This is a genomic window from Streptococcus sp. FDAARGOS_520 (assembly GCF_003812685.1).
Classification (GTDB): Bacteria; Bacillota; Bacilli; order Lactobacillales; family Streptococcaceae; genus Streptococcus; species Streptococcus agalactiae.
The window spans coordinates 405,752-424,413 of the sequence record NZ_CP033810.1 but is presented as its reverse complement, the minus strand read 5'-3'; the positions used below and the strand labels follow the sequence as shown (position 1 = coordinate 424,413).

General features: G+C 35.3%; 24 protein-coding genes. 22 read left to right on the top strand and 2 right to left on the bottom strand.

What is annotated here, in order from left to right:
- Window positions 1-5 precede the first annotated feature (5 nt).
- The 7 genes from murC (at window position 6) to EGX96_RS02205 (ending at window position 7,640) form a co-directional block, all read left to right on the top strand.
- On the top strand, window positions 6-1,337 hold the full coding sequence (murC, locus tag EGX96_RS02235; protein ID WP_000048107.1) for a UDP-N-acetylmuramate--L-alanine ligase: 1,332 nt from the start codon (window positions 6-8) through the stop codon (window positions 1,335-1,337).
- Window positions 1,338-1,422: 85 nt separating this feature from the next.
- Window positions 1,423-1,926 (top strand): GNAT family N-acetyltransferase, encoded by a 504-nt coding sequence (locus EGX96_RS02230; RefSeq protein ID WP_123957811.1) that lies wholly within the window; start codon window positions 1,423-1,425, stop codon window positions 1,924-1,926.
- Between the two features lie 86 nt (window positions 1,927-2,012).
- Window positions 2,013-3,815, top strand: a complete 1,803-nt coding sequence (mltG, locus tag EGX96_RS02225; RefSeq protein WP_000134312.1) for an endolytic transglycosylase MltG — start codon at window positions 2,013-2,015, stop codon at window positions 3,813-3,815.
- A 72-nt stretch (window positions 3,816-3,887) separates the two neighbouring features.
- On the top strand, window positions 3,888-4,370 hold the full coding sequence (gene greA / locus EGX96_RS02220; protein ID WP_000818772.1) for a transcription elongation factor GreA: 483 nt from the start codon (window positions 3,888-3,890) through the stop codon (window positions 4,368-4,370).
- 102 nt (window positions 4,371-4,472) lie between these two features.
- A complete protein-coding gene (locus tag EGX96_RS02215) occupies window positions 4,473-5,933 on the top strand; it encodes an amidase (RefSeq protein ID WP_000231326.1) in 1,461 nt (486 codons plus the stop codon).
- A gap of 160 nt (window positions 5,934-6,093) precedes the next feature.
- Window positions 6,094-6,951: a transporter substrate-binding domain-containing protein gene (locus tag EGX96_RS02210; protein ID WP_000751026.1), complete on the top strand. Its 858-nt coding sequence runs from the start codon at window positions 6,094-6,096 to the stop codon at window positions 6,949-6,951.
- A gap of 23 nt (window positions 6,952-6,974) precedes the next feature.
- Window positions 6,975-7,640, top strand: coding sequence for an amino acid ABC transporter permease (locus EGX96_RS02205; protein ID WP_000611499.1), 666 nt, complete (start codon window positions 6,975-6,977; stop codon window positions 7,638-7,640).
- A gap of 199 nt (window positions 7,641-7,839) precedes the next feature.
- Here EGX96_RS02205 and yidC read toward each other — a convergent pair whose 3' ends face one another.
- Window positions 7,840-8,772 (bottom strand): membrane protein insertase YidC, encoded by a 933-nt coding sequence (gene yidC / locus EGX96_RS02200; RefSeq protein WP_000751931.1) that lies wholly within the window; start codon window positions 8,770-8,772, stop codon window positions 7,840-7,842.
- Between the two features lie 84 nt (window positions 8,773-8,856).
- Window positions 8,857-9,135 carry an acylphosphatase gene (locus EGX96_RS02195; RefSeq protein WP_000755490.1) on the bottom strand — a complete coding sequence of 93 codons (279 nt, stop codon included), beginning with the start codon at window positions 9,133-9,135 and terminating at the stop codon, window positions 8,857-8,859.
- A 31-nt stretch (window positions 9,136-9,166) separates the two neighbouring features.
- Here EGX96_RS02195 and EGX96_RS02190 point away from each other — a divergent pair, with 31 nt between their 5' ends.
- From EGX96_RS02190 to yidD, 15 genes are all read left to right on the top strand, one after another.
- Window positions 9,167-9,910: a TrmH family RNA methyltransferase gene (locus tag EGX96_RS02190; RefSeq protein ID WP_000207505.1), complete on the top strand. Its 744-nt coding sequence runs from the start codon at window positions 9,167-9,169 to the stop codon at window positions 9,908-9,910.
- A 37-nt stretch (window positions 9,911-9,947) separates the two neighbouring features.
- Complete coding sequence (locus EGX96_RS02185) at window positions 9,948-10,451, top strand: HD domain-containing protein (protein WP_000760496.1); 504 nt, start codon at window positions 9,948-9,950, stop codon at window positions 10,449-10,451.
- A gap of 22 nt (window positions 10,452-10,473) precedes the next feature.
- Complete coding sequence (locus tag EGX96_RS02180; protein WP_000999457.1) at window positions 10,474-11,163, top strand: Bax inhibitor-1/YccA family protein; 690 nt, start codon at window positions 10,474-10,476, stop codon at window positions 11,161-11,163.
- A gap of 67 nt (window positions 11,164-11,230) precedes the next feature.
- Entirely contained in the window at window positions 11,231-11,752 is a 522-nt protein-coding gene (locus tag EGX96_RS02175) for a transcription repressor NadR (protein WP_123957810.1), read from the top strand.
- Window positions 11,753-11,813: 61 nt separating this feature from the next.
- Complete coding sequence (locus tag EGX96_RS02170; protein WP_000039538.1) at window positions 11,814-12,356, top strand: hypothetical protein; 543 nt, start codon at window positions 11,814-11,816, stop codon at window positions 12,354-12,356.
- A 157-nt stretch (window positions 12,357-12,513) separates the two neighbouring features.
- Entirely contained in the window at window positions 12,514-12,753 is a 240-nt protein-coding gene (locus EGX96_RS02165; RefSeq protein WP_000108275.1) for a YneF family protein, read from the top strand.
- A gap of 174 nt (window positions 12,754-12,927) precedes the next feature.
- Window positions 12,928-13,722, top strand: a complete 795-nt coding sequence (gene racE, locus EGX96_RS02160) for a glutamate racemase (protein ID WP_000378349.1) — start codon at window positions 12,928-12,930, stop codon at window positions 13,720-13,722.
- A complete protein-coding gene (locus EGX96_RS02155; RefSeq protein ID WP_000167813.1) occupies window positions 13,719-14,693 on the top strand; it encodes a nucleoside-triphosphate diphosphatase in 975 nt (324 codons plus the stop codon). Before racE ends, EGX96_RS02155 begins: the two co-directional genes overlap by 4 nt.
- Window positions 14,675-15,196 carry a metallophosphoesterase gene (locus EGX96_RS02150; RefSeq protein WP_001007722.1) on the top strand — a complete coding sequence of 174 codons (522 nt, stop codon included), beginning with the start codon at window positions 14,675-14,677 and terminating at the stop codon, window positions 15,194-15,196. Before EGX96_RS02155 ends, EGX96_RS02150 begins: the two co-directional genes overlap by 19 nt.
- Window positions 15,193-15,666 (top strand): cyclic-di-AMP-binding protein CbpB, encoded by a 474-nt coding sequence (cbpB, locus tag EGX96_RS02145; protein WP_000560703.1) that lies wholly within the window; start codon window positions 15,193-15,195, stop codon window positions 15,664-15,666. Before EGX96_RS02150 ends, cbpB begins: the two co-directional genes overlap by 4 nt.
- Window positions 15,656-16,396 carry a site-specific tyrosine recombinase XerD gene (xerD, locus tag EGX96_RS02140; RefSeq protein ID WP_000606411.1) on the top strand — a complete coding sequence of 247 codons (741 nt, stop codon included), beginning with the start codon at window positions 15,656-15,658 and terminating at the stop codon, window positions 16,394-16,396. The genes cbpB and xerD overlap by 11 nt, the downstream gene beginning before the upstream one ends.
- Window positions 16,396-17,103, top strand: a complete 708-nt coding sequence (locus tag EGX96_RS02135; RefSeq protein ID WP_000351869.1) for a segregation/condensation protein A — start codon at window positions 16,396-16,398, stop codon at window positions 17,101-17,103. Before xerD ends, EGX96_RS02135 begins: the two co-directional genes overlap by 1 nt.
- The gene (gene scpB, locus EGX96_RS02130) at window positions 17,100-17,684 is read left to right on the top strand and encodes an SMC-Scp complex subunit ScpB (protein WP_000221690.1); all 585 of its coding nucleotides are present in this window, start codon (window positions 17,100-17,102) and stop codon (window positions 17,682-17,684) included. The genes EGX96_RS02135 and scpB overlap by 4 nt, the downstream gene beginning before the upstream one ends.
- Entirely contained in the window at window positions 17,674-18,396 is a 723-nt protein-coding gene (locus EGX96_RS02125; RefSeq protein ID WP_001222207.1) for a pseudouridine synthase, read from the top strand. Before scpB ends, EGX96_RS02125 begins: the two co-directional genes overlap by 11 nt.
- On the top strand, window positions 18,396-18,647 hold the full coding sequence (yidD, locus tag EGX96_RS02120; RefSeq protein ID WP_000920196.1) for a membrane protein insertion efficiency factor YidD: 252 nt from the start codon (window positions 18,396-18,398) through the stop codon (window positions 18,645-18,647). The genes EGX96_RS02125 and yidD overlap by 1 nt, the downstream gene beginning before the upstream one ends.
- Window positions 18,648-18,662 lie beyond the last annotated feature (15 nt).

Sequence of the window (18,662 nt, the reverse complement as noted above, 5' to 3'; positions counted from 1 at the left end):
AGACCATGTCAAAAACTTATCATTTTATTGGTATTAAAGGATCCGGAATGAGTGCCCTAGCACTGATGCTTCATCAAATGGGACATAACGTCCAAGGAAGTGACGTTGACAAATATTATTTTACCCAACGTGGTTTAGAGCAAGCAGGTGTAACTATATTACCTTTCTCACCGAATAATATCAGTGAGGATTTAGAGATTATTGCAGGAAATGCTTTTCGTCCAGATAACAATGAAGAGTTGGCTTATGTTATTGAAAAGGGCTATCATTTTAAACGATATCATGAATTTCTCGGAGATTTTATGCGTCAGTTCACTAGTCTAGGTGTAGCTGGGGCACATGGAAAAACCTCAACGACAGGTTTATTAGCTCATGTTTTAAAAAATATTACAGACACTTCTTTCCTAATTGGAGATGGTACAGGACGTGGTTCTGCTAATGCTAATTACTTTGTGTTTGAAGCTGATGAATACGAACGTCATTTTATGCCGTACCATCCAGAATACTCAATTATTACCAATATTGATTTTGACCATCCTGATTATTTTACAGGCTTAGAGGACGTATTCAATGCCTTTAATGACTATGCTAAGCAAGTTCAAAAAGGTTTATTCATTTATGGAGAAGATCCAAAACTTCATGAAATCACTTCTGAGGCACCAATATATTATTATGGTTTTGAAGATTCAAATGATTTTATAGCAAAAGACATCACTCGAACTGTTAATGGTTCTGACTTTAAGGTTTTCTATAACCAAGAAGAAATTGGTCAGTTTCATGTACCAGCATACGGTAAACATAATATCTTAAATGCAACTGCTGTTATTGCTAACCTTTACATAATGGGAATTGATATGGCATTAGTAGCTGAGCATTTGAAGACATTTTCAGGGGTAAAGCGTCGTTTTACTGAGAAGATTATTGACGATACTGTCATTATTGATGACTTTGCTCACCATCCTACTGAGATTATTGCGACATTAGATGCTGCTCGACAAAAATACCCGTCAAAAGAAATTGTAGCTATTTTCCAACCGCATACGTTCACTCGTACGATAGCTCTTTTAGACGAATTTGCCCATGCCTTGAGTCAAGCGGATAGCGTTTATCTCGCTCAAATATATGGTTCTGCTAGAGAAGTAGATAATGGTGAGGTGAAGGTAGAAGATTTAGCTGCTAAGATTGTCAAACACTCAGATTTAGTGACAGTCGAAAATGTCTCGCCTTTACTCAATCATGATAATGCTGTCTATGTCTTTATGGGTGCTGGAGACATTCAATTGTATGAGCGCTCTTTTGAAGAATTATTAGCTAACCTAACTAAAAATACACAATAAGTTGATGGTAAGGGCTGAGAGAAGTTTCTCAGTCCTCTATCTGACTTTATCAAGAGAATTTCATAAAGAAATTAAGGAGATGAGTATGATTATTAGAAATGGTTGCCTAGAGGATTTACAGCAAGTCATTAGTATTGAACAAATAAATTTTTCAGAAGCAGAGGCTGCGAGTAAAAAAGCAATGCAAGAACGTTTAACGATAATGACTGATACTTTTTTAGTTGCAGAGATTAATGGTCGTTTAGCAGGTTACATTGAAGGACCGGTTATTAAAGGTCGGTACTTAACGGACGATTTATTCCATAAAGTTTCTGAATTCCCTGTAAGGGTAGGTGGTTTCATAGGAATTACTAGTCTATCAATACATCCTGATTTTAAAGGTCAGGGGATTGGTACAGCATTATTAGCAGCGATGAAAGACCTGGTTGTTTCTCAAGAACGAGATGGTATAAGTTTAACTTGCCATGATGATTTAATTTCCTTCTATGAAATGAATGGATTTAAAAATGAGGGAGAATCTGACTCCAAACATGGTGGTTCGCTTTGGTATAATATGATTTGGAATAATCCAACACGATCAATTTGTTAAAAGTAGATAACATTGTCAAAGTTTTGTTGATTTTATAGACTATTTAAGATATAATTGCCTGTGATTATTATTAGGAGGAAATCTCTTTGACCGAATTTAATGACGATCAGCATTCTAACCATGATCAGAAAAGTTTTAAAGAACAAATTCTGGCAGAGTTAGAAGAAGCTAACCGTTTGAGAAAGTTGCGTGAAGAAGAACTCTATCAAAAAGAGCAAGAAGCCAAAGAAGCTGCTCGCAGAACAGCACAATTGATGGCAGATTATGAAGCGCAACGTTTGAAAGACGAACAAGAAGCTAGAGCAAAGGCGCTAGAGACTAAGCAACGCTTAGAAGAGCAAGAGAAGGCTCGGATTGAGGCGAAACTTCTGGCAGAAGCTGCTCGAGAAGAAGAAAGACGTCAGGCGGAACAAGCATTAGCTTCCCAAGAAGAACAAGTTATCAATCAAGGGATGGAACCTTCAAGAGAGCTTGATAGCGGCTCCAAATCTAGTGAATTTAGGACAACTGAAAATGTACCTGACATAGATTTAAAAGCAGATAAGACTGATGTTGCAACTGCTGTGCCTAATCAAGAAACGGAAGAAATCTTTCTTGTGAGAGCAACAGATATTCCTACAGAAGGTGAAAATGTAAAACTTGGTGAGATATCAGAGTTAGAGCCCGTAGCAAAGGAACCTATCCGAGTAGAGGATTTGTCAAAAGAAGAAGAGGGTATAGCTTTGTCAGCCAAGAACAAACATAACAAGCGTGAAAGACGTCAGAAAGCAGATAATGTGGCAAAACGAATTGCACGTATTCTGATATCAATTATCATACTTGTATTGCTCTTGACAGCATTTGTAGGTTATCGTTTTGTAGATAGTGCTATTAAACCTGTTGATTCCAATTCAAATAAATTTGTACAAGTTGAAATTCCGATAGGATCTGGGAATAAATTAATTGGTCAAATTTTAGAAAAAGCAGGAGTCATTAAGAGCGCCACAGTCTTTAATTACTATTCCAAGTTCAAAAACTATAGTAATTTTCAAAGTGGATACTACAATCTTAAAAAAAGTATGACTTTAGATCAGATTGCTGCTGAATTGGAAAAAGGCGGAACTGCAGAACCGACAAAACCAGCTTTAGGTAAGATATTAATTACCGAGGGTTACACTATTAAACAGATTGCTAAAGCTATTGAGTCTAATAAAATTGATACAAAGACTACAAGTACACCTTATAAAGCTGATGATTTCTTGAAACTTGTTCAAGATGAAACGTTTATTAAAAAAATGGTAGCTAAATATCCAAATTTACTAGGAAGTTTACCTGATAAATCAAAAGCTATTTATCAATTGGAAGGATATTTATTCCCAGCTACCTACAACTATTATAAAGATACAACCTTAGAAGGACTTGTTGAAGATATGATTTCAACAATGAATACTAAGATGGCACCTTACTATAACACTATTAAAGCGAAGAATATGTCTGTAAATGATGTTTTGACATTATCATCTCTTGTTGAAAAAGAGGGATCAACAGACGAAGATCGCCGTAAAATAGCAAGTGTCTTTTATAACCGATTATCAGCCGGTCAAGCTCTTCAAAGTAACATTGCAATTTTGTATGCTATGGGGAAATTAGGTGATAAAACAAGTTTAGCTGAAGATGCTCAAATTAATACTTCAATTAAATCACCATACAACATCTATACTAATACTGGTTTGATGCCTGGACCAGTTGATAGTCCAAGTATCTCAGCAATTGAAGCGACTATAAAACCTGCTTCAACAGATTACCTTTATTTTGTCGCTGATGTGAAGACCGGAAATGTATACTACGCTAAAGATTTTGAAACACACAAGGCTAACGTTGAAAAATATATCAATAGTCAAATTAACTAAGCTTATAAACATGGTGCGAGTCATCATGTTTATATCTTTGACTTGAAAAAATGAAAAGAAAAGAGAAATAAAATGGCAGAAAAAACTTACCCAATGACACAAGTGGAAAAAGATCAACTTGAAAAAGAACTTGAAGAGTTAAAATTAGTTCGTAGACCAGAAGTTGTAGAGCGTATCAAGATTGCTCGTTCTTATGGTGACTTATCAGAAAATAGCGAATATGATGCAGCAAAAGACGAACAAGCATTTGTTGAGGGTCAAATTCAAATTTTAGAAACAAAAATTCGTTATGCTGAAATTATTGATAGTGATGCAGTTGCTAAAGATGAGGTTGCAATTGGTAAAACTGTCCTTGTCCAAGAAGTTGGTACAAATGATAAAGATACTTACCATATCGTTGGTGCTGCTGGAGCTGACATTTTTTCAGGAAAAATTTCGAATGAAAGCCCAATTGCTCATGCTTTAATTGGTAAAAAAACAGGAGACTTAGCTACAATTGAATCACCTGCTGGTAGCTATCAAGTTGAAATCATTAGTGTTGAAAAAACAAATTAATAGTATAAATCATAGAATAATATCTAGAGTCTAGACGTTATTCTATTTTTTTAAGTATTTTTTGTTATCTTATAATAAAAATACATTTTATGAGGTGTTTATATGGTTTTTAAAGATGCTACCGCTATGGTACAAGCGATAAAACAGCATAAGATTTCGTCGCAAGAATTAGTAGAGCAAGCAATCTACAAGATCGAGGAACAGAATGTAAGCGTTAATGCTGTTGTCAGCAAGCAATATAATGAGGCGCGTCAAGCAGCCAAATACGCAAATGAATCAAATGCTCCTTTTGCAGGAGTTCCTATTCTTCTGAAAGATTTGGGACAGAATCAAAAAGGACAACTCTCAACCTCAGGTTCACAATTATTTAAACACTATCATGCTAAACAAACGGACTATTTAGTGCAGTCCTTTGAAAAATTAGGGTTTATTATTTTAGGAAGAACAAATACCCCTGAATTTGGTTTTAAGAATATTAGTGATGGTCAACTTCACGGGAATGTTAATCTTCCATTTGACCATTCAAGAAATGCTGGAGGCTCTAGTGGTGGTGCAGCCGCAGCTGTTAGTTCAGGAATGGTTCCAATTGCAGGAGCTAGTGATGGAGGAGGGTCAATCAGAATTCCAGCAAGTTTTAATGGTTTGATTGGTTTAAAACCGAGTCGAGGACGTATACCTGTTGGACCTTCATCCTATAGAGGTTGGCAAGGGGCTTCTAGTCATTTTGCTTTAACAAAGTCAGTTAGAGATACAAAACGACTATTATATTATTTACAATCATATCAAGTAGAAAGCCCATTTCCCCTGAAAAAACTCAGCAAAGAGAGTCTTTTCGAGTTTAGCGTTAGTAAACCCCTAAAAATAGCAGTATTGATGGATTCTCCCTTAAAAACAAAGGTATCAAGTGAGGCTAAAGCAGCTATTAAAGAAGCCGCAGATTTTCTGTCTCAAAAAGGGAATCATTTAGAATTAGTAGAACAACCTTTAGATGGTATTCATTCTATGAAAACTTATTGTATGATGAATAGCGTTGAAACAGCAGCAATGTTTGATGACATCGAAAAGAGTTTAGGGCGTTCAATGGAATTTAGCGATATGGAATTAATGACCTGGGCTATGTATCAGAGTGGACAAAGGGTATTGGCTAAAGATTACAGTAAACTCTTAGATTCATGGGATCAATTTGCAGCTACCATGGCGAGGTTTCATGAAAATTATGATTTAATTTTAACAGCAGCAACTAATCAACCAGCTCCTTTTCATGGACAATTTGATTTAGACGAGACACTCCAGAAACAATTGAGGCATATGGGAGAATTCTCAGTAAGTGAACAACAGGATTTAATTTGGAAAATGTTTGAAGACTCAATGGCCTGGACACCTTTTACACATCAGCCAAACTTGACAGGGCAACCTTCTTTAGCCATACCAACTCATCTAACTAAAGAGGGGCTACCTTTAGGTGTACAATTGACAGCGGCTAAAGGGAGAGAAGATTTATTGCTTGCTGTTGCAGAGTTGTTTGAAAAAGAGAAGCAATTCAAAGGGCCTGTTTACCATTAATTTGAAAAGTAAACAATATTTTTGCGAAAACGGATACAATATGGTACTCTTAACAATGGTTGTATTATTATCGTAAATTTATGTATTAATTTTCATTAAATTTAATTTTCGATAGAGTACGCCAAACCATTTTAATATAATTTAATCTACAGGAGTACTTATGAAAAAGACAATTTTACTTGGTTTAGTCGGTTTATCTGCAATGACATTAGCAGCTTGCTCAAATGGTCAATCTAGCAAAGAAACAACATGGGACAATATTAAAAAAGATGGTGTCCTTAAGGTTGCTACCCCTGCAACGCTTTATCCAACAAGTTATTATGATGACCATAAAAAATTGACTGGTTATGAGATTGATATGATGAAAGCGATTGCTAAAAAACTTAAGATAAAAGTTAAGTTTGTTGAAGTTGGAGTTGCTGAATCATTTACTTCTGTAGATAGTGGTAAGGTGGATGTTGCTGTCAATAACTTTGACACAACTCCCGAGCGTTTGAAAAAATACAATTTCTCTCAACCTTATAAATATTCTGTTGGAGGTATGATTGTACGTGCAGATGGTTCTTCAAAGATTACAGCAAAAGATTTATCTGACTGGAAAGGTAAAAAAGCTGGTGGTGGCGCTGGAACGCAATATATGAAAATTGCAAAACAGCAAGGTGCTGAACCTGTTATTTATGACAATGTAACTAATGACGTTTACCTTCGAGATGTATCAACTGGACGTACAGATTTCATTCCGAATGATTACTACACACAAGTCATTGCTGTAAAATATGTAACAAAACAATATCCAGATATCAAAGTAAAAATGGGTGATGTGAAGTATAATCCGACTGAGCAAGGTATTGTGATGAGTAAAAAAGATAAGAGCCTCAAAACAAAAATTGATGCAGCTATCAAGGATATGAAGAAAGACGGTTCTTTGAAAAAAATCTCTGAAAAATATTATGCTGGTCAAGATCTCACAAAAGAACCTGCTGGAACGGATAAAATTCCAGTAATTAAAGTTAAATAAAAAATTTCGAGAGGAGTAGATAAGTGATAAACTGGGATGCCATTTTTAATTTGGAACTAGCTGTTAAGGCTTTTCCAAGTGTTATTCAGGGGTTACCATATACCATTGGATTATCCTTGGTTGGCTTTATTTTAGGAGCTATCGTAGGATTCTTTGTAGCTCTAATGAAGATGTCTCATTTCCGCTTACTGAGGTATCTAGCTAATATTCATATTTCCTTAATGCGTGGGATTCCTTTAATGGTTCTACTCTTTCTTATCTACTTTGGTTTGCCTTTTATAGGGATACAGTTAGATGCTGTGACTGCTTCTATCGTAGGTTTTACCATGATGTCTAGTGCATATATATCAGAAATTATCAGAGCAGCTCTTTTAGCTGTTGATCATGGTCAGTGGGAAGCTGCTAGAGCTTTAGGGTTAAAAACACCGACGATTTATAGAGGCATTATTATTCCGCAAGCAACAAGAATTGCACTCCCTTCTTTAAGTAATGTTTTGCTAGATATGGTCAAGAGTTCCTCATTGACTGCGATGATTACGGTACCTGATATCTTTAATAATGCTAAAATAGTTGGGGGAACCTACTCCGACTATATGACCGCCTATATCTTAGTAGCCCTTATCTATTGGGTAATTTGTACGCTTTATGCAATTATTCAAGACTGGTGGGAAAAACGATTACTTTATTAATAAGGTAGTCTGTTAGCTAGATTACTTGCACTTTAAAAGCTAGATTTTTATCTGACTTTTAGGGTGCTTTTTATATGAAAAGTTAGGCAAAACTAAAAAGACTTAGCTATGTAGGACATAGAACTAAGTCTTTTTTACTTGAATTACATAATAATCTTTAACTGTTTAGGACAACACACCATTATTTAGTATGCTTGTTTTATCCCCGTCTTTTTTGTTTTCCGGCGTTACGATTTGTTTTTTTAGATGTAATAATTGCTTGATTAGATTCAGTGGCTTTAGTTGAATTTGTAACATCTTTTCGTGCGTTATTAGCTTTGTAGGCTTTAGGAGGATTTTTAGTATATTCTTCTTCTACTTTTCGGCGTAGTTTAGGCTTAAGTACATAAGTCGTAACTAGCTGCTGGATAATACTGAAAATACCACCAATAAACCAATAAAGCGCAACACTAGCAGGTAAACTAATAGACATGAATACCATCATTATTGGCATCAGATACATCATTGTTTTCATTTGCTGACGTTGTTCATCTGGAACACCTTGCATTGACAACCAAGATTGTACAAAATAAAGAATGGCGATAATGACAGTAAGTGTCAGACTCTTTTGACCTAAGTTAAGTCCCAAGAAGGTTGCACTAGAGACTCCAGGAGTATAGCGTGCAGCAAAGAAAATAGCTGAGAAAAATGGCATCTGAATGAGTAATGGCAAGCAGCCAATACCGCCAAACATGCTAAGGCCATTCTCACGTTGAGCTGTCATTAATTCTGTCTGAGCTGCTAATTTTTCTTCTTGTGTTTTAGCATTGCGTAGTCGTTCATTAATAGGTTCAAATAAAGGCTTAAAGTATGCCATTTTTTCAGCTTGATAGCTAGCTTTCCAAGACTGATAAAGTCCAAGTGGTAAGATAACGACACGTACGATGACGGTTACAATAATGATAGCGACACCAAAACCAAGCCCTTGGTGTTGAGCGAAATAAGTAATGAGGTTGGCCATAGGCACTCCAAGAGTATTCCAGATAACTCCATAGGGTTTTCCAGCCTTATCAACGCTAACACATCCTGTCAATAATAATAACATAGACAAAGATAAGCTAGAGAATAAGATACGTTTCAATGTTTTTTTCAATGTTTTTAGTTCCTCTAATTTTTAATATACCTATCTATTTTACTTTTTTTTTAAGAATTAAACAATACTTCCGCAGAATGATTTTTAATTACTCATTTTAAAGTCATTAAAATCATCGAAGTTATCTAGTTTAATATCAACATAAGTTACTTTAGACCATTTTGAAGGTCCTTTTCGAATTTTCTGAATAAATTGTGTCATTTTATTTGAATCTGTAGATTGTGCTAAAATTTCAACAGTTCCATCATCGTTATTCCAAACGCGACCGTAAATATCACCTATTTCTAAAGCTAAGGAATAAGTTGCATAGCGAAATCCGACTCCTTGAACGCGCCCTGAGACAATTAAATGAACTTTTTTCATAACTTGACCTCTTTTCTGATATAATAGGTTTATGACTACTATTATAACTTCAAAATCAAATAATCTCATTAAAAAAACGAAAAAGTTGTTACAAAAAAAATATCGGAAATCTTCATATCTTATTGAAGGCTGGCATTTATTTGAGGAAGCTGAAAAATATGGTGCACAATTTTTAAATATTTTTGTGACAGAAACGGCAATAGATCGTTTGAGAAAACCCGAGAGAGCTATTGTTGTTACAGATGATGTTTTGAAAGAATTAACTGACTCACAGACTCCTCAAGGGATTGTAGCTGAGATTGCCTTTCAAGAGACAAGATGGACAGATATTAAAAAAGGACGTTTTCTTGTATTAGAAGATGTGCAGGATCCAGGAAACCTAGGAACAATGGTTCGAACTGCAGATGCAGCGAATTTTGATGCTGTTTTTTTATCTCAGAAATCTGCTGATTTGTATAACCAAAAAACACTTCGTTCTATGCAAGGCAGTCACTTTCATTTACCAGTATTTAGGGTAGAAATAGAGCAGTTTGTTAACTTTTGTAAAGCAGAAGGGATAACTATGATTGCGACAACTTTATCTGAACAATCGGTAAATTATAAGAATCTCCCTAAATATGATTATTTTGCTTTAATCATGGGAAATGAGGGACAGGGAATTTCCAAAACTATGACAGAAGAAGCAGATGTTTTAGCACATATTGAAATGCCTGGACAAGCAGAAAGTCTTAATGTAGCAGTAGCTGCGGGAGTAGTCATTTTCAGCTTAATTTAAGTTCATATGTTATAATATCCCCAGAGGGGTGATTATAATGAAAAAGTATCAAGACGATAAGGACTTCATGGATTTGGTCGGTCACCTTATTGACCATCCACGTTTCCAAAAACTCGAAGCTATTGTCCAACATCATCACTCAACTCGCTTAGAGCATTCTATAAATGTTAGTTATACAAGTTATAAAATTGCTAAGAAGTTTGGTTGGGATGCGAGTAGTACTGCTCGAGGTGGTTTACTACATGATTTCTTTTATTATGATTGGCGTGTAACGAAATTTAACAAGAGCCATGCCTGGGTTCATCCAAGGATAGCGGTTCGTAATGCGCGAAAATTAACTGATTTAAACGCTAGAGAAGAAGATATTATTTTGAAGCACATGTGGGGAGCGACTATTGCACCGCCACGTTATAAAGAAAGTTATATTGTGACTATGGTTGATAAGTATTGGGCAGTACGAGAGGCTTCTCGTCCACTCAAACGTATTTTTAAGAAACCTATCCGTTTTAGTCGCAAATTCTTAGGTAGTCATAATCATTAAAATTTAGAATAGGAAAATACATATGAATGATAACGTCATTTACACACAATCTGATTCAGGGCTGAATCAATTTTTTGCTAAGATTTACGGTCTTGTAGGGATAGGAGTAGGTTTGTCAGCTGCTGTTTCTGCGATTATGCTGTATATGTTTCCACAAAATATGATTGCCATCATGCAAAAAATGCCAGGGTTGTATTTTGGAGCAATCATCTTAGAATTGGTTTTAGTCTTTGTTGCTAGTGGAGCGGCGCGTCGAAACACACCAGCTGCATTACCATTATTTTTGATTTATTCAGCTTTGAATGGGTTTACTTTAAGTTTCATTATCGCAAGGTACACGCAAACTACAGTTCTTCAAGCTTTTATAACATCTGCGGCTGTTTTCTTTGCAATGGCTTTGATTGGAGCTAAGACTAAAAAAGATTTATCAGGTATGCGTAAAGCGTTAATGGCTGCTTTAATTGGGATTTTAATTGCAAGTCTTGTTAATTTATTTATCGGTAGTGGGGGTATGAGTTATATCATTAGTATCGTATGTGTCATCATCTTTTCTGGATTGATTGCTTACGATAACCAAATGATTAAATATGTCTACAATAGCCAAGGCGGCCAAGTCGCAGATGGTTGGGCAGTTTCGATGGCACTAAGCCTTTATCTTGATTTTATTAATCTATTCTTAAATATTCTTCGTCTTTTTGCACGAAATGATTGAGGCTAACTGGTTAGATATTCTAGCCAGTTTTTAATTGTGAAATAACACCAAAGAAGGAATTTGTTATATGAAGGCACAGGAGCGTCGAGAAAATATTTTAACGACTTTAAAAGGAACAAAAGAAGCTATATCGGCAAGCACATTAGCAAAGATTTTTAGTGTTAGTAGGCAGGTGATTGTTGGAGATATTGCCTTATTGCGTGCACAACAATGTGATATTATTTCTACCCCAAAAGGATACCTTATGTCCAGTGCTCTAAGTACTCATCAATTCACAGCTAGATTGGTTTGTCAGCATGGCATAGAACAGACAGAAGAAGAACTGGAAATTATTTTGCGGTATCAAGGAATCATTATGAATGTGGAGGTAGAGCACCCTATTTATGGGATGCTGATTGCTCCCTTAAACATTCAAAGCCAAAAAGACATTGATAATTTTACTGCTAAATTAAAAGTTTCCAATGCAGAATTGCTATCCTCTTTGACAGATGGTCTACATACACATATGATTTCTTGTCAAGATCAGTCAGTTTTTGACCAAATATGTGAGGCTCTAAAAAAAGCAGGAATTTTATACATAGACAAATAACCTTACAGGTGTCTTTACACCTGTAAGGTTATTTTGTATAATAGCTTCAAAGGAGATAAAAATGTCAAAAAAAACAACACAAATGGTTTCTTATACTTCTATTTTAGTAGCTTTTGCAATCATGATTCCTATAATCATGCCTGCTAAAATAATTATTGGGCCTGCTTCTTTCACCTTAGCAAGCCATGTACCTTTATTTTTAAGTATTTTTATATCTGTTCCAGTTGCAATATTGGTAGCTTTAGGGACAGGACTTGGATTTCTACTAGCTGGTTTTCCGATTGTAATCGTTCTTAGAGCTTTATCACATATCGGATTTGCATTAATTGCGGCTTTCTTGATTAAGTCAAAGCCCTCTTTATTGATGAGTAAATGGCAAACATTGTTATTTGCTGTAGCTATTAACATAATTCATGGTCTGCTCGAATTTATTACTGTTTATATAATCACAATGACTTCTAACAGTAGTTCAACTTATTTATGGTCACTATTTTCTTTGATAGGACTAGGCTCTTTGCTACATGGATTGGTAGATTTTTACATAGCTCTCTTCATTTGGAAATGGATGACACAAAAGTTGGGGAAAACACTTAGGATAAGATAAAGGACTCGACTATGTGCTTAACCATGCTCTAGTGAAAATTTAATAGTGTATTGACGTGACAAGGACGATAGAGGCTTTGATTTTGTTTACATATATTTGTAAACTCTTTCTTTTTTTGCTATAATGAGTCATGTAAATAAATGAGGAGAATGAATAGATGTCAACAACTATTTGGATTTTATTAATTATCGTCGCTTTGTTTGGTGGTCTCGTGGGAGGCATTTTTATTGCTCGTAAACAAATTGAAAAAGAGATTGGAGAGCACCCTCGTTTAACACCGGATGCTATTCGTGAAATGATGAGTCAAATGGGACAAAAACCTAGTGAAGCTAAAGTTCAACAAACATACCGTAATATTGTAAAACACGCAAAAACAGCTATCAAAACTAAAAAATAAGAGTGTTTTAGCATTGAAGCGTTTAGTGATGAAATAGTGAGTGATAGTCCATCAGATTTCTAGACAAGATTTGGGCAAACTTGGTCAAGTGTAGATTTGACTGATTGGTTATTGTATAGAGAGGCTAGGACTGTTGTCCAGCCTCTTTTAGTCACTAATATTGGAGGAATAAAAATGGATAGTAGGCCTATTGGCTTTCTAGATTCTGGTGTAGGTGGTTTAACGGTTGTTAAGGAAATGTTCCGTCAACTTCCAGAAGAGGAAGTAATCTTCATTGGAGATCAGGCTAGAGCTCCGTATGGTCCTAGACCTGCTCAACAGATTAGAGAGTTTACCTGGCAGATGGTTAACTTCTTATTGACTAAAAATGTTAAGATGATTGTTATAGCTTGTAATACAGCAACTGCAGTTGCCTGGCAAGAAATTAAAGAAAAACTAGACATCCCTGTTTTAGGCGTTATTTTACCAGGAGCTAGCGCAGCTATCAAATCAACTAATTTAGGGAAAGTTGGTATTATAGGTACTCCCATGACTGTTAAATCAGATGCTTATCGTCAAAAAATTCAAGCTTTGTCTCCAAATACTGCTGTGGTATCCCTTGCTTGTCCGAAATTTGTTCCAATTGTGGAATCAAATCAGATGTCTTCTAGTTTAGCCAAAAAGGTGGTTTATGAAACGTTGTCCCCATTAGTTGGTAAATTAGATACTTTAATTTTAGGTTGCACGCATTATCCCCTATTACGTCCCATCATTCAAAATGTTATGGGGGCTGAGGTTAAATTAATTGATAGTGGCGCAGAAACCGTTCGTGATATTTCTGTTTTATTGAACTATTTTGAGATAAACCATAATTGGCAAAATAAACACGGTGGTCATCACTTTTACACAACCGCCAGCCCAAAAGGTTTTAAAGAAATTGCAGAACAATGGCTTAGTCAAGAAATAAATGTGGAGCGTATCGTATTATGACAAAAACAATTTTTGAAAGTAAAACTGAAGGCAATTGGTTTTTAGGTAGTTTCCAAGCTTTTAATTATTTTACTTGTTTTGGTAATGATGAATCTTACGAAGCCATCCAAGATGTTTTTCATCGTCTATTATCAACTTTGAAAGTTGAAGGTCTACAGCTTCACGTTGTGCAGATGACTTCGGATTTTCAATTATTAGCATTCCTCGTTGATATGATTAATCAAGAGTATTCAAGGCATATCAAAGTGACTCAACATAAAGGGGCCATCTTAGTTAGTGAAGATGATCAGTTGTTCTTAGTTCACTTACCTAAAGAGGGCACTTCTTTAGAAAAATTCTTTGATTTAAAGAATGATAATAATTTTGGGGATACCATATTAATTGCGACTCACAATGAAGGAAAAACGAAGGAATTTAGAGAATTATTTGGGAAATTAGGACTCAAAGTTGAAAATTTAAATGATTACCCAGATTTACCAGAAGTTGAAGAGACTGGTATGACCTTTGAAGAAAATGCTCGACTTAAAGCAGAGACTATTTCAAAATTAACTGGAAAAATGGTAATTTCAGATGATTCCGGATTAAAAGTAGATGCTTTAGGTGGTTTGCCAGGGGTATGGTCTGCTCGTTTTTCAGGTCCTGACGCGACAGATGCTCGTAATAATGCCAAATTATTGCATGAATTAGCCATGGTATTTGACAAAGAAAGACGTTCAGCACAGTTTCATACAACCTTAGTCGTGTCAGCTCCAAATAAAGAAAGTTTGGTAGTTGAAGCAGAGTGGCCAGGTTATATTGGTACGGAACCTAAGGGGGAAAATGGCTTTGGTTATGATCCGCTCTTTATTGTCGGAGAAGGTAGTAGGACAGCAGCTGAATTGAGCGCACAAGAAAAAAATAATCTATCACATCGTGGGCAAGCTGTCCGTAAATTGATGGAGGTATTTCCAAAATGGCAATTAGAAAATTAGTTGTAATGAGTGATTCTCACGGAGATCGTGACATTGTAAAAGATATAAAGAATCATTATTTGGGAAAAGTGGATGCTATTTTTCACAATGGGGATTCCGAACTTCCTAGCTCAGATCCTATATGGGAAGGCATTCATGTGGTCACAGGAAATTGTGATTATGATTCAGGTTATCCGGAAGTTTTGGTTACAAAAATAGATAATGCTGTTATTGTTCAAACCCATGGTCATCTCCATCAGATTAATTTTACCTGGGATAAATTGGATTTATTAGCTCAGCAAGAAGACGCGGATATTTGTTTATATGGTCATCTTCATCGTGCAGATGCTTGGAAAAATGGTAAAACTATTTTTATCAATCCAGGTAGTGTTTTGCAGCCAAGAGGACCAATAAATGAGAAGCTTTACGCTGTTGTAACTATAACAGATAGTAAGGTTTTGGTAGAGTATTATACTCGCCAACACCAACCCTATCCTAACTTGACAAAGGAATTATCAAGATGATTGCTAAAGAATTTGAGTCGTTTTTGCTAAATCATTTGGACCACTATCTAATTCCAGCTGAAGACGTTGCTATTTTTGTGGATACACACAATGCAGACCACGTTATGTTACTATTAGCAAGTAATGGTTTTTCACGTGTACCAGTTATCACTAAAGAGAAAAAATATGTAGGTACTATTAGTATCTCAGACATTATGGGCTACCAATCTAAAGGTCAATTAACAGATTGGGAGATGGCACAGACTGATATTGTTGAGATGGTTAATACAAAAATCGAGCCGATTAATGAGGCAGCTACTCTGACAGCAATTATGCATAAGATTGTAGATTATCCATTTTTACCTGTTATCAGTGATCAAAATGATTTTAGAGGCATTATAACCCGTAAATCGATTTTAAAAGCTATTAATAGCCTCCTACATGATTTTACAGACGAATATACTATCACTCCTAAAAACAATGATAAATGATATTAATAATTTTATTGAGAGTAAGAAATTATCTCTCAATTCGCGTAAGTCCTATCACTATGATTTAAAGCAATTTTATAAAATAATTGGTGGACATGTAAATTCTGAAAAACTGGCATTGTATCAACAGTCTCTAAGTGAATTTAAGTTAACAGCTCGTAAGCGAAAGTTATCTGCAGTCAATCAATTTCTTTTCTTTTTATATAATAGAGGAACGCTGAAGGAATTTTACAGACTACAAGAGACTGAAAAAATCACTTTGGCTCAGACAAAGTCTCAAATAATGGATTTATCAAATTTCTATCAAGATACTGATTATCCGAGTGGTCGTTTGATTGCTTTGTTGATTTTATCTTTAGGTTTAACTCCGGCTGAAATTGCTAATTTGAAGAAGGCTGATTTTGATACAACTTTTAATATCTTAAGTATTGAAAAATCGCAGATGAAGCGTATTTTAAAACTTCCAGAAGACTTGCTTCCTTTTCTTTTGGAATCTTTAGAGGAAGATGGTGACTTAGTCTTTGAGCATAACGGTAAGCCTTATTCTAGACAATGGTTTTTTAATCAATTAACAGATTTCTTAAATGAGAAGAATGAGCAACAACTAACTGCACAACTTCTGCGAGAACAATTTATTCTAAAGCAAAAAGAAAATGGCAAAACGATGACGGAGCTCAGTCGCCTTCTAGGCTTAAAAACTCCTATCACTTTAGAGAGATATTATAGATAATGGATATTAAGTTAAAAGATTTCGAGGGGCCCCTAGACTTACTCTTGCACCTCGTATCTAAATATGAGGTTGATATATACGATGTACCGATTGTGGAAGTTATTGAGCAGTACCTTGCTTATATAGCAACATTACAGGCGATGCGTCTAGAAGTAGCTGGTGAGTATATGCTTATGGCAAGTCAGCTGATGTTGATAAAAAGCCGTAACTTATTACCTAAAGTAGTGGAGTCAAATCCTATTGAAGATGATCCAGAAATGGAATTGTTGAGCCAATTAGAGGAATATAGACGTTTTAAAGTGCTAAGTGAAGAGTTAGCTAATCAGCATCAGGAACGCGCCAAATATTTTTCAAAACCAAAACAAGAAGTTATCTTTGAAGATGCAATTCTTCTACACGATAAATCGGTGATGGATCTTTTTTTGACTTTTTCTCAAATGATGTCCCAAAAACAAAAAGAATTGTCAAATAGTCAAACGGTAATTGAGAAAGAAGACTACCGTATTGAAGATATGATGATCGTTATTGAAAGACATTTTAATCTTAAAAAGAAAACGACATTACAAGAAGTGTTTGCGGATTGCCAAACAAAATCTGAAATGATAACTTTATTTTTGGCAATGTTAGAGTTGATAAAATTACATCAAATCACAGTAGAACAAGACAGTAATTTTAGTCAAGTTATCTTAAGAAAGGAAGAGAAATGACTTATTTAGGCTCAATAGAAGCTCTTCTTTTTGTTGCAGGTGAAGATGGACTGAGTTTGCGTCAAATGGCAGAATTATTGTCTTTGACACCATCAGCATTAATACAGCAACTAGAAAAGTTGGCTAAACGATATGAAGAAGATGACGATTCTAGTCTATTATTGCTTGAGACAGCACAAACTTATAAATTGGTAACAAAGGATAGTTATATGACTTTGTTGAGAGATTATGCGAAGGCTCCGATTAATCAGAGTCTATCTCGGGCAAGTTTGGAAGTTCTATCTATTATTGCTTATAAACAACCTATTACTAGGATTGAAATTGATGATATTCGTGGCGTGAATTCCAGTGGAGCTATAACGAGACTGATAGCTTTTGGTTTAATTAAAGAGGCTGGAAAGAAAGAAGTGTTGGGACGTCCTAACCTTTATGAGACAACTAATTATTTCTTAGATTATATGGGAATTAATCAGTTAGATGACTTAATTGACGCCTCTTCAATTGAATTAGTTGACGAAGAAGTATCGTTATTTTCAATGGATTCAATTAATACAGAAGATAAGGAAAACAATGAGAATTAATAAATATATTGCGCATGCAGGGATTGCAAGTCGTAGAAAAGCTGAGGAATTAATCAAGCAAGGAATGGTCACGATTAATGGTCAAGTGGTTAATGAATTGGCGACCCAAGTAAAGGCTGGTGATCTGGTTGAAATTGAAGGAAGTCCAATTTACAACGAAGAGAAGGTATATTATCTCTTAAATAAACCACGTGGTGTTATTTCAAGTGTCTCAGATGATAAAGGACGTAAGACAGTTATTGACTTGTTGCCACAAGTCAAAGAACGGATATATCCTGTTGGTCGCTTGGATTGGGATACAACTGGACTTTTAATTTTGACTAATGATGGTGATTTTACTGATAAAATGATTCATCCTCGTAATGAAATTGATAAAGTTTATTTAGCACGTGTTAAAGGAATAGCTACTAAAGAAAACCTTCGACCATTAACGCGTGGCGTTGTTATCGATGGTAAGAAAACAAAACCTGCTCGCTATACTATCATAAAAGTGGATCATGAAAAAAATCGTTCAGTAGTTGAATTAACTATTCATGAAGGTCGTAATCATCAAGTTAAGAAAATGTTTGAACAAGTTGGGTTATTAGTGGACAAGCTATCTCGTACACAATTCGGTACCTTAGATTTAACGGGTCTCCGTCCTGGGGAAGCACGACGATTAAATAAAAAAGAAATTAGTCAGTTGCATAATGCGGCTATTAATAAATCTTAATGCTTAAATCTTTTTTGATTTTCTTAGTTCGCTTTTACCAAAAAAATATTTCTCCAGCTTTCCCAGCTAGCTGTCGTTATCGTCCAACTTGCTCTACGTATATGATAGAAGCTATTCAAAAACATGGTCTAAAAGGTGTGTTGATGGGGATTGCACGTATTTTGCGATGTCATCCCTTAGCCCACGGAGGAAATGATCCTGTCCCTGATCATTTTAGCTTAAGACGTAATAAAACGGATATATCAGATTGATATATCCGTTTTATT

Coding starts and splice junctions, on each gene's coding strand:
- murC (WP_000048107.1), top strand. CDS start 6: ATGTCAAAAACTTATCATTTTATTGGTATTAAAGGATCCGGAATGAGT.
- EGX96_RS02230 (WP_123957811.1), top strand. CDS start 1,423: ATGATTATTAGAAATGGTTGCCTAGAGGATTTACAGCAAGTCATTAGT.
- greA (WP_000818772.1), top strand. CDS start 3,888: ATGGCAGAAAAAACTTACCCAATGACACAAGTGGAAAAAGATCAACTT.
- EGX96_RS02215 (WP_000231326.1), top strand. CDS start 4,473: ATGGTTTTTAAAGATGCTACCGCTATGGTACAAGCGATAAAACAGCAT.
- EGX96_RS02210 (WP_000751026.1), top strand. CDS start 6,094: ATGAAAAAGACAATTTTACTTGGTTTAGTCGGTTTATCTGCAATGACA.
- EGX96_RS02195 (WP_000755490.1), bottom strand. CDS start 9,135: ATGAAAAAAGTTCATTTAATTGTCTCAGGGCGCGTTCAAGGAGTCGGA.
- EGX96_RS02190 (WP_000207505.1), top strand. CDS start 9,167: ATGACTACTATTATAACTTCAAAATCAAATAATCTCATTAAAAAAACG.
- EGX96_RS02185 (WP_000760496.1), top strand. CDS start 9,948: ATGAAAAAGTATCAAGACGATAAGGACTTCATGGATTTGGTCGGTCAC.
- EGX96_RS02180 (WP_000999457.1), top strand. CDS start 10,474: ATGAATGATAACGTCATTTACACACAATCTGATTCAGGGCTGAATCAA.
- EGX96_RS02175 (WP_123957810.1), top strand. CDS start 11,231: ATGAAGGCACAGGAGCGTCGAGAAAATATTTTAACGACTTTAAAAGGA.
- EGX96_RS02170 (WP_000039538.1), top strand. CDS start 11,814: ATGTCAAAAAAAACAACACAAATGGTTTCTTATACTTCTATTTTAGTA.
- EGX96_RS02165 (WP_000108275.1), top strand. CDS start 12,514: ATGTCAACAACTATTTGGATTTTATTAATTATCGTCGCTTTGTTTGGT.
- racE (WP_000378349.1), top strand. CDS start 12,928: ATGGATAGTAGGCCTATTGGCTTTCTAGATTCTGGTGTAGGTGGTTTA.
- EGX96_RS02155 (WP_000167813.1), top strand. CDS start 13,719: ATGACAAAAACAATTTTTGAAAGTAAAACTGAAGGCAATTGGTTTTTA.
- EGX96_RS02150 (WP_001007722.1), top strand. CDS start 14,675: ATGGCAATTAGAAAATTAGTTGTAATGAGTGATTCTCACGGAGATCGT.
- cbpB (WP_000560703.1), top strand. CDS start 15,193: ATGATTGCTAAAGAATTTGAGTCGTTTTTGCTAAATCATTTGGACCAC.
- xerD (WP_000606411.1), top strand. CDS start 15,656: ATGATAAATGATATTAATAATTTTATTGAGAGTAAGAAATTATCTCTC.
- EGX96_RS02135 (WP_000351869.1), top strand. CDS start 16,396: ATGGATATTAAGTTAAAAGATTTCGAGGGGCCCCTAGACTTACTCTTG.
- scpB (WP_000221690.1), top strand. CDS start 17,100: ATGACTTATTTAGGCTCAATAGAAGCTCTTCTTTTTGTTGCAGGTGAA.
- EGX96_RS02125 (WP_001222207.1), top strand. CDS start 17,674: ATGAGAATTAATAAATATATTGCGCATGCAGGGATTGCAAGTCGTAGA.
- yidD (WP_000920196.1), top strand. CDS start 18,396: ATGCTTAAATCTTTTTTGATTTTCTTAGTTCGCTTTTACCAAAAAAAT.